General features: G+C 60.9%; 9 protein-coding genes. 5 read left to right on the forward strand and 4 right to left on the reverse strand.

The annotated features are described in order from the left end of the window. Positions 1 to 2: 2 nt before the first annotated feature. Both IB254_RS28215 and IB254_RS28220 read left to right on the forward strand, forming a co-directional pair. Complete coding sequence (locus tag IB254_RS28215; protein WP_192420680.1) at positions 3 to 509, forward strand: hypothetical protein; 507 nt, start codon at positions 3 to 5, stop codon at positions 507 to 509. Between the two features lie 56 nt (positions 510 to 565). After that, positions 566 to 2,011: a vWA domain-containing protein gene (locus tag IB254_RS28220; RefSeq protein ID WP_008037985.1), complete on the forward strand. Its 1,446-nt coding sequence runs from the start codon at positions 566 to 568 to the stop codon at positions 2,009 to 2,011. A 136-nt stretch (positions 2,012 to 2,147) separates the two neighbouring features. Here the strand turns inward: IB254_RS28220 and IB254_RS28225 are convergent, their stop codons facing one another. Together IB254_RS28225 and IB254_RS28230 are read right to left on the reverse strand one after the other, a co-directional pair. Continuing rightward, a complete protein-coding gene (locus tag IB254_RS28225) occupies positions 2,148 to 4,124 on the reverse strand; it encodes a methyl-accepting chemotaxis protein (protein WP_192420682.1) in 1,977 nt (658 codons plus the stop codon). A gap of 182 nt (positions 4,125 to 4,306) precedes the next feature. Further along, complete coding sequence (locus tag IB254_RS28230; protein WP_192420684.1) at positions 4,307 to 5,227, reverse strand: LysR substrate-binding domain-containing protein; 921 nt, start codon at positions 5,225 to 5,227, stop codon at positions 4,307 to 4,309. Positions 5,228 to 5,385: 158 nt separating this feature from the next. Here IB254_RS28230 and IB254_RS28235 point away from each other — a divergent pair, with 158 nt between their 5' ends. After that, on the forward strand, positions 5,386 to 6,783 hold the full coding sequence (locus IB254_RS28235; protein ID WP_192420685.1) for a NorM family multidrug efflux MATE transporter: 1,398 nt from the start codon (positions 5,386 to 5,388) through the stop codon (positions 6,781 to 6,783). Between the two features lie 112 nt (positions 6,784 to 6,895). On the opposite strand, the gene IB254_RS28240 is transcribed toward IB254_RS28235, so the two are convergent. Continuing rightward, the gene (locus IB254_RS28240) at positions 6,896 to 8,569 is read right to left on the reverse strand and encodes a putative bifunctional diguanylate cyclase/phosphodiesterase (protein WP_192420686.1); all 1,674 of its coding nucleotides are present in this window, start codon (positions 8,567 to 8,569) and stop codon (positions 6,896 to 6,898) included. Between the two features lie 263 nt (positions 8,570 to 8,832). Between IB254_RS28240 and rep the strand changes: the two genes are divergently transcribed. Continuing rightward, a complete protein-coding gene (gene rep / locus IB254_RS28245) occupies positions 8,833 to 10,842 on the forward strand; it encodes a DNA helicase Rep (RefSeq protein ID WP_008030544.1) in 2,010 nt (669 codons plus the stop codon). Between the two features lie 69 nt (positions 10,843 to 10,911). Further along, a complete protein-coding gene (locus tag IB254_RS28250) occupies positions 10,912 to 11,484 on the forward strand; it encodes a xanthine phosphoribosyltransferase (protein WP_192420687.1) in 573 nt (190 codons plus the stop codon). A gap of 129 nt (positions 11,485 to 11,613) precedes the next feature. On the opposite strand, the gene IB254_RS28255 is transcribed toward IB254_RS28250, so the two are convergent. After that, on the reverse strand, positions 11,614 to 13,536 hold the full coding sequence (locus IB254_RS28255) for an acetyl-CoA hydrolase/transferase family protein (protein WP_192420688.1): 1,923 nt from the start codon (positions 13,534 to 13,536) through the stop codon (positions 11,614 to 11,616). Between the last annotated feature and the right edge of the window lie 109 nt (positions 13,537 to 13,645).

The raw sequence follows: 13,645 nt of genomic DNA on the forward strand, positions 1-13,645 counted from the left end.
ACATGAAGCTACGACAGCTGGCGGTCTTGACCGCCGTCCTCGCCTTGAGCGGTTGCGCAACCCAGCCGGGCGAATGCGACGCGACCAATCGCGACAGCAGCATGCTGACCAAGATGAACTGCGACTACTCTGGTGGTTACAGCGATCAGGTCAAACAAAAGGAACAGGCCCTGGCCGAGTCCCGCCAGCAAAACGCGATGTTCCGTCAGGTGTACGAGAACATTCAGGCCCAGCAGCTCAGCACCAAAACCGATTTGGCCAGCCAGCAAAAATCCCAGGCTGAACTGAACCAGTCGCTGGGCAAGTTGCTGACCTCGCTGAAGGCGCGCCGTGGCAACGAAAGCCAGGTGCAAAAGCAGATCGCCGGGCTCGAACAGCAGCTCAAGGACTCGCAGACTGCACCGGTGGCCAAGCCTTCAAAGGCGGCCCTGGCCGCCAAGCAGGAACAACTGAAGGCGCTGCAGAAAAAGGTCAATCAACTGCAATTCAGCCTCGGTTACGAAGAGTAACTTTTCACCCGCAGGCCTCCCGCCGGAGGCCTGCAGCCTTTTCAGGAATCGACGTCATGCAGCGGGTCATCAGGGATGCGCAAGCCACACCAGAGGGGATGAGTGCGCTGCAAGCCAAAGTCGCCCTCATCCAGAAACACTTTCCGCCGACCGTCTCCAGCCTCTTCGCCATCCCGCGAATGGGCAGCGGCGAGGTGCTGGAATGGTGGACCGAACTGGGTGGCCAACCCACGCCCTATGCCGACCTCAACGAGGACGCTCAACGGCGATTGCTGGAAACCTATGAAGTGCGTCAGACGTCCCTTGGACAGTTGGCGGACGAACTGCAAAAACGCGGTCAGCCCACGGAAGCGGATGACCTGCGCAGCCTGCTCGGCGCTCCCGAGCTGGACAAACTCTACAGCCTCAACGGTGAGCCGTTGGTGGTGCGCTGGAACCAGCGCCCGCCAAAACCGGTGGTGCCGCCGGTGGTTCCGCTGGCTCCGGTGGCCGCCGTGGCGCCTTCGCGCCGTGGATGGTGGATCGCCGCGGCATTGCTGGCACTGCTGTTGTTGCTCCTGGCGCTCTGGGCTTACTGGTGGTTTATGCACCGGGAAAAAGTTGTACCGGTCGAACCGGTCGCCCCGGTGGTGACACCGATCGAGAAACCGGTTGAGCCTGTTCCCGAGCCGGTAGTGGAGCCAGAGCCTGTAGTGGAACCGAAACCGGAACCCGTACCGGTTCCAGAGCCAGAACCAGTGCCAGCCCCCAAACCGGTCCCGCCGCCAAAACCTGTGGTGGCCGCCCCGCCTCCACCACCGCCACCGCCGCCGCCGGCACCGACGCTGGACAACTTCGCGTGCCGCAAAAAAGCGCCGAACGCCGAGATCCCGCAGTTCGTGGTGGTGCTCGATACCTCGGGTTCGATGGATTTGAACATCAAGTCCGTGAAAGCCGATGAGGACTGGTTCTTCGGCAATGAGCTCAACAAGTACCTGGACGCGAACCGCACCATGCAGATCTTCGCCAAACCCAGCCGCATGGACGTCGCCAAGGACTCGCTGGCCGGCATGATCAACGGGCTGGACCCGAAAATCGACACGCGCCTCATCACCTTCGCCGGCTGCGAACGCACACCGGACCAGGGCGTGTTCAAGTTTGGCGACCGGCCACGGCTGATCAACGGGATTCGAGGCCTGGTTCCCAACGACGGCACACCGCTGGCCGACAGCCTGGCTTACGCGGCAAGCACCGTCGACGGGCGTAATAACGATGCCGTGATCGTGATGTTCGTCGACGGTGAGGACGGTTGCCAGAAAGACGCTTGCGCGGTGTCCCGCCAAATCGCCAGGGAACAACCACGCCTGCGGGTCAACGTGGTGAAAATCGGTGCCGGTGGCCCGTCACGCTGCATTGCTGAAAACACCGGTGGCCGGGTTTACAACAGCACCAACGCGGCAGAACTGGCCAAGCAGTTGAAACTCGCAACCAAGGAAGTGTCGAGCAACGCCAAGTGTGATTGATTGGCAGATCTGAATATTGCGGTGAGGCAATCGCGAGCAAGCTTGCTCCTACAGGATATGTGGCGTTCCACGTTTTTGTGAACGACGCCAAACCTGTAGGAGCAAGCTTGCTCGCGATAGCTATTTCAGAGGCGACTCAACGAAACCGGTCAACCTCTTGGCGCAGTTCCGCCGCCAGGCTCTCCAGCTCTTTGGCGGTCACCGCCAGGTTCGACACCACTTCCCGCTGCTCGCTGTTCGCCAGCGCAATGCTTTGCAGGTTGCTGCTGAGCAGGGTCGCGGTGCTGCTCTGCTCCTGGGTCGCGGTGGTGATCGCGGCGAATTGTTCACCGGCGGAACGGCTTTGCTCATCGATCCGCGCCAGCGCCGAGGCGACATTGGCGTTACGTGACAAGCCTTCCTGCATCAAGACTTTGCCCTGTTCCATGGTGCTGATGGCATTGCCGGTTTCCTGCTGGATGCTCTGAATCATCCCGGAAATTTCGTCGGTGGCCTGGCGAGTGCGTGAAGCCAGATTGCGCACTTCATCGGCCACCACCGCAAAACCACGGCCCTGCTCACCGGCACGCGCCGCTTCGATGGCCGCGTTGAGCGCCAGTAGGTTGGTTTGCTCGGCAATCGAGGTGATCACCCCGACAATGCCGCCGATTTCCTGAGAACGCTGGCCCAAGGTGTTGATCACCGTGGCAGTGCTGTTCAGCGCGCCAGCGATTTGCTCCAGGGACGAGGACGCTTCACCCATCGATGTACGACCGATCTGGGTTTGCTGTGCGTTTTCCTGCGCCAGACGCTGAGTGCTGCCCATGTTGTCGGCGATGTTCAACGAGGTGGCGCTGAATTCTTCCACGGCACCGGCCATGCTGGTGATTTCGCCGGACTGCTGCTCCATGCCTTCATAGGCACCGCCAGACAAACCGGACAAGGCCTGGGCACGGCTGTTGACCTCTTGCGAGGCCCGGCGGATGTGCTCGACCATCGTCGACAACGCCTGACTCATCTGATTGAAGGCACGGGCCAGCTGACCGATCTCGTCGTTGCTCGACACGTCCAGACGCACGCTCAGGTCGCCGGCCCCCAGGGCTTCGGCCTGACGCACCAGATCACCCAGCGGCGCGAGTTTGCTGCGCAGCAGCCAGACTGCCGAGCCGACCGCGATCAACATTGCCAGCAGGCTGCCGATCGCCAATTGAATGCCGACGCTCCAGGTCACCGCGCTGATTTCGTCTTGCGGCATGCTCGCCACGACCGACCACGGGCCGTCCTGGAACGGCACGGAAACACTGTAGAACTCTTCGGACGTGTCGCTCCAGAATTCGCCTTTGCCCGGGGTTTTCGCCAGGGCGGTGATGGCTGGAACGGCTTTATCCAGCGCTTCCACGCCGGCGATCGGTACCAGCCATTTGTTCTGCTCGTCGAGCAACGCCAGGGAACCGGTCTTGCCGATGCGGAACCGCTTGAGGTTTTCGAACTGGGCTTTCTGCGCGTCGGTGTAGTCGAAACCTACATACAGCACGGCAATGACCTTGCCGCCGCTGTCGCGTACCGGGGTGTACTGCGACATGTAGTAGCGTTCAAAAAGCAAAGACCGTCCGACGAAACTCTGCCCCGCCATCAAACGGGCGTAAGCCGGGTTCGCATGATCGAGAACAGTGCCAATGGCACGACTGCCATCCTGTTTGGTGACGTTGGTACTGACCCGAATGAAGTCCTCGCCGCTGCGCACGAACACCGTGGCCACGCCGGCGGTCATCTGCTTGAACTCGTCCACTTCCTTGAAGTTGTTATTGAGCACCTCGCCGCCCAGTTGCAGGCCCGGAGTCTGGGTGCCCGCCACGTTCACCGGCGCATCCGGGTGCACGCTCAGCCCGCCGCTGAAACGCTTTTCGAACAACCCCGCAAGGCGCAGGGTACTTTCACGCAACGTGCCGTGAAACGTACTCAACTGGTCGGCCAGCAACCGCGCCTCACTGGCCAGGTGCTCTTCGCGGGTGGCGAGGTTGGCCGTGTCCAGTGAACGCAGGGCAAACAGGGTACTGCCGCTGATGACAATCGCCAGAATAACGGCGAGCGCAAGGCCAAGCTGTGAGGCAATCCGGGCACGTGGTTGAGACATGACAGCTCCTGGCCGAGCGATCTGATCCTCCTTGATCGGCTACTCAGCAAAATTTCTAATAATGGGGAATTACATCGAACCTGCACGAAGGTTCCATCTGCAGATTTTCGGCGGCAAACCTGAATACTTGAGTAAATAGCCGGGATATGGCTCAAGGCCGCTATTTCGAAGGCTCTATCGATTCAGCACAAGTGTTCGACGTCCGGCAATTTCATTGCCCGCACCTCGCCTTGCAGGAAATCGCTGAGGCGGCGCAAACGTTCACCTCCTGGGCGGGTTTTCGGCCAGACAAGGTAATAATTCTCGCCACTGGCGACGGCGGTCGGCCACGGCAAACTCAGACGGCCCTGCGCCACATCTTCGGCCACCATCAGCAGATCGCCCATCGACACGCCATAACCCCGGGCAGCGGCGATCATGCCCAGCTCCAGCGTATCGAACACCTGCCCGCCCTTGAGCGACACCAGATCCGTCAGCCCCATGCGCTCCAGCCAGTTGCGCCAGTCACGTCGGTCCGGCGTCGGGTGCAGCAGTTCGGCATGGGCCAGGCGCGCGACGTCCCACGGTTGGTCCTTCAGAAGATTCGGTGCACCAACCGGAATCAGCTCCTCCGGGAACAGCAGACTCGCCTCCCAGTCCGGCGGAAAATGCCCGTTGCTGAGGATCACGGCGCAGTCGAACGGCTCATGGTTGAAGTCCACTGAATCGACATCCATCCAGGCGCTGGTCAGTTGCACTTCGTTGCCCGGCTGCAGGTGGCGGAAACGGCTGAGCCGCGCCAGCAGCCAGCGCATGGTCAGGGTCGACGGCGCTTTCATGCGCAGGATGTCATCTTCAGCGCGCAAGGTATTGCAGGCCCGCTCAAGGGCGGTGAAGCCTTCGCGAATGCCCGGCAGGATCAGCCGCGCCGACTCGGTCAGTTGCAAATTGCGCCCGCTGCGATGAAACAGCCGACAGGCAAAATGCTCTTCAAGCGTACGAATATGCCGACTGACCGCACTCTGCGTAATCGACAACTCTTCAGCGGCACGGGTAAACGAGCTATGTCGCGCCGCCGCTTCAAATGCGCGAAGGGCATAAAGGGGAGGAAGACGACGGGACATACGGAAAGCTCCTATAGCGTAATTTCGTCAACTTATCAGAAACTCCCCAGGATGAGTTTTAATCATGCAATCCATCCTTTTTATCCCTTTGTGCAAACCCCGCAGAGCGCCGAGAATCGACGCTTTCCTGTTCTCTTTGATAATCGGGCGTGATGACCATGCAGCATCCAGCGCGTATTGAACTCTGGGCCATCCTGCGGCTGGCGGGGCCGTTGATTGCCTCGCAGTTGGCGCACATGCTGATGGTCCTCACCGACACCTTGATGATGGCGCGCCTGAGCCCCGAGGCATTGGCCGGCGGCGGACTCGGCGCGGCGACCTATTCGTTTGTGTCGATCTTTTGCATCGGCGTGATTGCGGCGGTCGGCACGTTGGTGGCGATCCGTCAGGGCGCGGGCGATATCGTTGGCGCGGCACGGCTGACCCAGGCCGGGTTGTGGCTGGCGTGGTTGATGGCTTTGGTCGCCGGGTTGCTGCTGTGGAACCTCAAACCGGTGTTGCTGATGTTTGGCCAGACCGAAACCAACGTCCAGTCAGCCGGGCAGTTCCTGTTGATTTTGCCGTTCGCCTTGCCCGGCTACCTGAGCTTCATGGCCCTGCGCGGTTTCACCAGCGCGATTGGCCGGGCGACGCCGGTGATGGTCATCAGCCTCGGCGGCACGGTGGCCAACTTCGTGCTCAATTATGCGTTGATCACCGGGATGTTCGGCCTGCCGAAAATGGGCCTGGTGGGTATCGGTCTGGTCACAGCAATTGTTGCCAACCTGATGGCCGTGGCGTTGGCGCTGCATATTCGGCGGCATCCGGCGTACGACGCGTATCCATTGCGCCAGGGTTTGTCGCGGCCAAACCGGCAGTACCTGAAGGAGTTGTGGCGCCTGGGTCTGCCGATTGGCGGCACCTACGCAGTGGAAGTCGGGCTGTTTGCCTTCGCCGCGCTGTGCATGGGCACCATGGGCAGTACGCAACTGGGCGCGCATCAGATCGCGCTGCAGATCGTCTCGGTGGCGTTCATGATTCCGGCGGGGCTTTCCTATGCGATCACCATGCGCATCGGCCAGCATTACGGCGCCGGGCAGTTGCTGGACGCGCGGCTTGCCGGGCGGGTTGGGATCGCCTTTGGCGCAGCGGCGATGCTCGGTTTTGCGATGGTCTTCTGGCTGTTGCCGAATCAGTTGATCGGCCTGTTTCTCGATCACAACGACCCGGCCTTCCGCCCGGTCATCGAACTGGCGGTGAGCCTGCTGGCGGTGGCGGCGTGGTTCGAGCTGTTCGACGGCACGCAAACCATCGCCATGGGCTGCATTCGCGGGCTCAAGGACGCCAAGACCACGTTCCTGGTCGGGTTGGGTTGCTACTGGCTGATTGGCGCACCTGCCGCGTGGTGGATGGCGTTCCATTTGCACTGGGGGCCGACGGGTGTCTGGTGGGGCTTGGCGCTGGGCCTGGCCTGCGCGGCGGTGAGCCTGACGCTGGCATTCGAGTGGAAGATGAAGCGGATGATTCGGCGGGAGCCGACATCAGGGGCACGTTTCCAGATCGCCCAGCCTGACTGAGATCCCCTGTAGGAGCCGGCTTGCTGGCGATGAGGGCCTGACAGACAAAAATGATGTGCCTGTCAGACCGCTATCGCCAGCAAGCCGGCTCCTACAAGGATTTCGGTGGTTATCAGACGACGCTTTCCAGTGCTGGCTGTTGGTTACTGCCAAAACTCAAATACTCAATCAGTTCCGTCAACGGCAACGGCTTGCTGATCAGATAACCCTGCACCTGATCGCAACCAAACCCGCGCAACAGATCCAGCTGCTCCGGCGTTTCCACGCCCTCGGCGACCACTTCCAGATTGAGGTTGTGCGCGAGATTGATCATCGCGTGCACCAGTTTGCGATTCTCTTCACGCCCTTCCATCCCGCCGACAAAGCTCTTGTCGACCTTCAACAAGGCAATCGGCAGGCTGTTGAGGTGCACGAAGGAGGAAAACCCGGTGCCGAAGTCGTCGAGCGAGAAGCGCACGCCCAGGCGCCCGAGGGCATCCATGGTCTGCTTCACCAGATCGCTGCGGCGCATGACCGCCGTTTCGGTCAGTTCGAATTCCAGCCACTGCGCCTCGACGCCACGCTCGGCAATTAACCGGCTCAGGGTCGATAACAACTGACTGTCCTGAAACTGGCGGAACGACAGGTTGATCGCCATGTGCAGCGCCGGCAGACCGAGCTCGCGCAACGCCTGCATGTCGCGCAACGCACGGGAAATCACCCAGTAACCGAGTGGCACGATCAAGCCGCTTTGCTCGGCCAGTGGCACGAACTCGCTCGGCGGCAGCAACCCACGCTCGGCATGGCGCCAGCGCACCAGGGCTTCGAGGCCGACGATCTGCCCGTCCTCAAGGTTCAGGCGTGGCTGGTAATGAAGTTCCAGCTCATCGCGACGCAACGCCCGGCGCAGCTCGCTTTCGAGGTCGGCCATGCTGCGGGCATTGCGGTTGATGCGTTCGTTGAAGATGTGAAAGGTGCAGCCTTGAGTGCTCTTGGCCTGCTGCATGGCGATGTGCGCGTGCCACATCAACGGATCGGCGCCGGCCTGGGCGCGGGCGTGGGCGATGCCCAGGCTGGAACCGATCAACAGGCTTTCGCCGTCGACCCAATAGGGCTCGGCCAACGCTTCGGTGATGCGTTCGGCCATCCATTCGGCGCGTTGCGGCGCACGGCGGGTGTCGATCAGCAGGGCGAACTCATCGCTGCCCAGCCGCGCCAGTTGATCGCCGGCCTCGAGCTGGCTTTTCAGGCGCGCGACCACTTGCAGGATCAAGCGGTCGCCGGCCTGATGGCCGAGGGCGTCGTTGGCGTGGCGGAAGTTGTCGAGGTCAAGGTGCCCGAGGGCCAGGCCACGGCCGTCGTTTTCCGCCAGCCGCGCGGCCAGCAAGGTCTGGAAACCCTGGCGGTTGGCGATGCCGGTCAGCGGGTCTTGCTCGGCCAGGCGTTGCAGGGTGTTTTCCAGCACGCCGCGCTCGCGCACGTGGCGCAGGCAACGGCGCAACATGCCAGGGTCGAGATGATCGCGCACCAGCCAGTCGCTCACTCCATCGGGCGGCAACAGCGGCTCTTGGTCGAGCAACAACACCGTTGGCAAACTGCAACGGCCGGGCGCCGGCTGAAGGGCCGGGATCGTCAACAACACCGCGCTGCGGTTGTCATCAAACAGAGCGCTGACCGACTCCCAGCTCGGAGCGCTGATGAGCACGGCCGAGCTCCCCATCGGAGCCAGACACTCGCGCAACAACGCTGCCCACGCTGGCTCTTCGGCCAATAGCAGCAAACGCAAGGGTTCGACAGGCGTAGACAAGCTAGCTCCCTAGACTCTGCAATGATGTAGGCGGCGGGCATTATGCCGTGCCAATAACTAATGACCAATGACATCAGTTATCAAACGAGGCTTTTGTATCCGGAATTACGAACATTAGCCGCAAATTCCTCCCGCATCCTGCGTGAAAGTAACAAAACCGGCAAATATAGATAGCGTATTGCGTCACAAGTCGGAGAGAGCAGCACAATTCGCTGAGCCTGTTAAAATGCCGGCCCATTTCGTACTGACTCCTGAATTTACCTATGTCCCGACTCAATCCCCGGCAGCAAGAAGCCGTGAGCTACGTCGGCGGCCCTCTTTTGGTGCTCGCCGGTGCAGGCTCCGGCAAGACCAGCGTGATCACGCGCAAAATCGCGCACTTGATCCAGAACTGCGGCATCCGCGCCCAGTACATCGTCGCCATGACCTTTACCAACAAGGCCGCTCGCGAGATGAAGGAACGGGTCGGCACCCTGCTCAAGGGCGGCGAAGGCCGTGGCCTGACGGTGTGCACCTTCCACAACCTGGGCCTGAACATCATCCGCAAGGAACACGTGCGGCTGGGCTATAAACCGGGCTTCTCGATCTTCGATGAGACCGACGTCAAAGCCCTGATGACCGACATCATGCAGAAGGAATACGCGGGCGACGACGGCGTCGACGAGATCAAGAACATGATCGGCTCGTGGAAAAACGACCTGATCCTGCCCGCCGAAGCCCTGGAAAACTCGCGCAATCCCAAGGAACAGACCGCCGCCATCGTCTACACCCACTACCAGCGCACACTCAAGGCGTTCAACGCGGTGGACTTCGACGACCTGATCCTGCTGCCGGTGAAACTGTTCCAGGAACACGCCGACATCCTCGAAAAGTGGCAGAACAAAGTCCGCTACCTGCTGGTGGATGAATATCAGGACACCAACGCCAGCCAGTATTTGCTGGTGAAGTTGCTGATCGGCACGCGCAACCAGTTCACCGTGGTGGGCGACGATGACCAGTCGATCTACGCCTGGCGCGGCGCGCGCCCGGAAAACCTGATGCTGCTCAAGGACGACTACCCGTCCCTGAAAGTGGTGATGCTGGAGCAAAACTATCGCTCCACCAGTCGCATCCTGCGTTGCGCCAACGTGCTGATCTCGAACAACCCGCACGAGTTCGAAAAGCAGCTGTGGAGCGAGATGGGTCACGGCGACGAGATCCGCGTGATCCGCTGCCGCAATGAAGACGCCGAAGCCGAGCGCGTGGCCGTGGAATTGCTGACCCTGCACTTGCGCACCGACCGGCCCTACAGCGATTTCGCGATCCTGTATCGCGGTAACTATCAGGCCAAGCTGATCGAGCTGAAGCTGCAACACCACCAGATTCCGTATCGGTTGTCCGGCGGCAACAGCTTTTTCGGACGCCAGGAAGTGAAAGACCTGATGGCCTACTTCCGCCTGATCGTGAACCCGGACGACGACAACGCCTTCCTGCGGGTGATCAACGTTCCACGCCGGGAGATCGGTTCGACGACGCTTGAGAAGCTCGGCAACTACGCCACCGAACGCAAAATCTCGATGTACGCCGCCACCGACGAAATCGGCCTGGGCGAGCATCTGGATGCGCGCTTCACCGATCGCCTGTCGCGCTTCAAGCGTTTCATGGACAAGGTCCGCGAGCAGTGCGCCGGCGAAGACCCGATTTCGGCGCTGCGCAGCATGGTCATGGACATCGATTACGAGAACTGGCTGCGCACCAACAGCTCCAGCGACAAGGCCGCCGACTACCGCATGGGTAACGTCTGGTTCCTGATCGAGGCGTTGAAAAACACCCTGGAGAAAGACGAAGAAGGCGAGATGACCGTCGAGGACGCCATCGGCAAACTCGTCCTGCGCGACATGCTGGAACGTCAGCAGGAAGAGGAAGACGGCGCCGAAGGCGTGCAGATGATGACCTTGCACGCCTCCAAAGGGCTGGAATTCCCTTACGTGTTCATCATGGGCATGGAAGAGGAAATCCTCCCGCACCGCTCCAGCATCGAAGCCGACACCATCGAAGAAGAACGCCGCCTGGCCTACGTCGGCATTACCCGCGCACGTCAGACCCTGGCTTTCACCTTCGCGGCCAAGCGCAAGCAGTACGGCGAGATCATCGACTGTGCGCCCAGCCGCTTCCTCGATGAACTACCGCCGGACGACCTCGCCTGGGAAGGCACCGACGACACGCCGGTAGAAGTCAAAGCCGTTCGCGGCAATACCGCATTGGCCGATATACGGGCGATGTTAAAGCGCTAGAATTGAGCACTTTTTAACCGACACTTTTTCACAAACTAGGCGCACATGGCGCCAGTAGAGGAACGCTTCATGGAAGCACTGCACCAGAAAATTCGCGAACAAGGCATTGTGCTTTCCGATCAGGTCCTGAAGGTCGACGCCTTTTTGAACCACCAGATCGACCCGGCGCTGATGAAACTGATCGGCGACGAGTTCGCTGCGCTGTTCAAGGACTCGGGCATCACCAAGATCGTCACCATCGAAGCCTCGGGCATCGCGCCGGCGATCATGACCGGCCTGAACCTGGGCGTACCGGTGATTTTCGCGCGCAAGCATCGGTCCCTGACCCTGACCGAAAACCTGCTGTCGGCGACCGTTTACTCGTTCACAAAACAGACCGAAAGCACCGTGGCGATCTCCCCGCGCCACCTGACCAGCAGCGACCGCGTGCTGATCATCGATGACTTTTTGGCCAACGGTAAGGCGTCCCAGGCGCTGATCTCGATCATCAAACAGGCGGGCGCGACCGTGGCCGGTCTGGGTATCGTGATCGAGAAGTCGTTCCAGGGTGGTCGTGCGGAACTGGATGCGCAGGGTTATCGCGTTGAATCGCTGGCTCGCGTTAAGTCGCTGGCTGGCGGTGTCGTGACCTTTATCGAGTAATTTGCTGGCACAACTCCCTACTGTAGGAGCCGGCTTGCTGGCGATAGCGGTGGATCAGCCAATATTGATACTGACTGATCCACCGCTATCGCCAGCAAGCCGGCTCCTACAGGGGATCTTTGTTGGCTGTTATTGCGCGGTGGCCTTGAGGCCGGTGAGCAGCAGCCGCTGAAACAGGTCCTCTTTCAACCCTTCCGGGTTGGTCAGTTGCATGCGCTCCAGATGCTCGGGAAACGCTGCCGGTTCGGGCGCATCCAGTGCCGCCTTGCCCAACTCCAGAATCTCCGTCAGCTTGAACTTGCTCTTCAACCAGTTCAGCGCCCGCAACAAATCCCGCTCATGCGCGGTGAAATCACTCCCCAGCGGATACTCCGGAAACAACTGCGGATGCCGCGTCTGAATCGCCTGTAAACGTTCTGGTCGGTTGTCGGCAAAACGCGGATCGAGACGAAAACTCTTCGGCAGTTTCCCGGCACTCTGCGCCTGCTCGATCAACCCGGGCTGGAACCGTGAATCGCTGATGTTCAGCAACGCCTCGATCACCGCCGCATCGGTCTTGCCGCGCAAATCGGCAATGCCGTACTCGGTGACCACGATGTCCCGCAGATGCCGCGGGATCGTGCAATGGCCGTATTCCCAGACGATGTTGGAACTGATCTCCCCGCCCGCCTCGCGCCAGCTGCGTAGCAACAGAATAGAACGCGCCCCCTCCAGCGCATGGCCCTGGGCGACGAAGTTGTATTGCCCGCCGACGCCGCTGAGGACACGCCCGTCTTCAAGCTGATCGGCCACGCCGGCGCCAAGCAACGTCATGGTGAACACGGTGTTGATGAAGCGCGCATCCAGGCGCTGCAAGCGTTTGAGTTCCTCCTGACCGTACAGCTCGTTGATGTAGCTGATACGGGTCATGTTGAATTCGAGTCGCTTGCTTTGCGGCAGCTCTCGAAGACGCTCGTAGAAACTGCGCGGCCCCAGGAAAAACCCGCCGTGCACCGAGATGCCGTCGGTTTGCGCCGCTTCATCCAGCGTGCCGGCATTCGCCTGTTGTTGGGTGGGCACATCGGGGTAGACCTTGCGCCGCACGATCCCGGCGTCGACCAGCACCAGCAGGCCGTTGACGAACATTTCGCTGCAACCGTAAAGGCCTTTGGCGAATGGCTCGACGCCGCCTTCGCGGCCGATCAACTGCGCCCACTGGCTCAGATTCACATCCGCCAGCAGTGCCTGGTAACCGGCGTTATCCGCCTGCCGCGCCAGCAACGCCGCCGTCAGCGCGTCGCCCATGGCGCCGATGCCGATCTGCAAGGTGCCGCCATCGCGGACCAGCGCGCTGGCGTGCAGACCGATGAAATGGTCCTGGAAACCCACCGGCATGTTCGGCGTCGAAAACAGCGTGGTGCTGTCTTTCTCGTCGATCAGCAGGTCGAAAGTGTCGATGCCGATTTCCGCATCACCGGGCATGTACGGCAAGTCGTTGTGCACATGGCCCACCAGCAGGACCGTCTCCCCCGCCGCCCTGCGCTTGGCGATCATCGGAAACAGATCGAGGGTGATGTCCGGGTTGCAACTCAGGCTCAGGCGATCCGGGTGTTCGGAGTGGCTGGCCACCAGTTGCGCGACCAGGTTCAAACCGGCCGCGTTGATGTCCCGTGCGGCGTGGCTGTAGTTGCTGCTCACGTAGTCCTGCTGGGCGGACGCGCTATGAAGCAGGCTGCCGGGCTGCATGAAAAACTGCTGAATATGGATGTTGGGCGGCAGGTTGTCTTTGCGCAGGCCCGCGAGGAAATCCAGCTCCGGATAATCGCCGAATACCCGTTCGATGAAGGGTTCGAGGAAGCGCTTCTGCAAGCCGTCGCCCAATGCAGGACGGCCCAGGCACAGCGCGGTGTAGATCGTCAGCTTGCGCTCGGGCAATTGCGCAACGCGTTGATACAGCGCGTTGACGAAGTGGTTGGGTTTGCCCAGACCGAGGGGCAGGCCCATATGGATATGCGCCGGCAGCCGCGCCAGCACCTCATCGACCGCTTGCTCGATAGAACACAGCTGCACCATCTGATCCTCCCTTACATTCCATGAATTGGGGTTGGACCGAGCTTGCCGGGTCTTTGCTGCAATGAACAGCCTCGGGCGATAAATCGCTTTATGCCCACCACCTGTAGGA

The sequence above is a fragment of the Pseudomonas sp. PDM03 genome (assembly GCF_014852385.1).
Taxonomy (GTDB): Bacteria; Pseudomonadota; Gammaproteobacteria; order Pseudomonadales; family Pseudomonadaceae; genus Aquipseudomonas; species Aquipseudomonas migulae.

Bases quoted from the DNA above. Each gene is read 5' to 3' on its own strand.
- IB254_RS28215 (WP_192420680.1), top strand. From the start codon at position 3: ATGAAGCTACGACAGCTGGCGGTCTTGACCGCCGTCCTCGCCTTGAGC.
- IB254_RS28220 (WP_008037985.1), top strand. From the start codon at position 566: ATGCAGCGGGTCATCAGGGATGCGCAAGCCACACCAGAGGGGATGAGT.
- IB254_RS28225 (WP_192420682.1), bottom strand. From the start codon at position 4,124: ATGTCTCAACCACGTGCCCGGATTGCCTCACAGCTTGGCCTTGCGCTC.
- IB254_RS28230 (WP_192420684.1), bottom strand. From the start codon at position 5,227: ATGTCCCGTCGTCTTCCTCCCCTTTATGCCCTTCGCGCATTTGAAGCG.
- IB254_RS28235 (WP_192420685.1), top strand. From the start codon at position 5,386: ATGCAGCATCCAGCGCGTATTGAACTCTGGGCCATCCTGCGGCTGGCG.
- rep (WP_008030544.1), top strand. From the start codon at position 8,833: ATGTCCCGACTCAATCCCCGGCAGCAAGAAGCCGTGAGCTACGTCGGC.
- IB254_RS28250 (WP_192420687.1), top strand. From the start codon at position 10,912: ATGGAAGCACTGCACCAGAAAATTCGCGAACAAGGCATTGTGCTTTCC.
- IB254_RS28255 (WP_192420688.1), bottom strand. From the start codon at position 13,536: ATGGTGCAGCTGTGTTCTATCGAGCAAGCGGTCGATGAGGTGCTGGCG.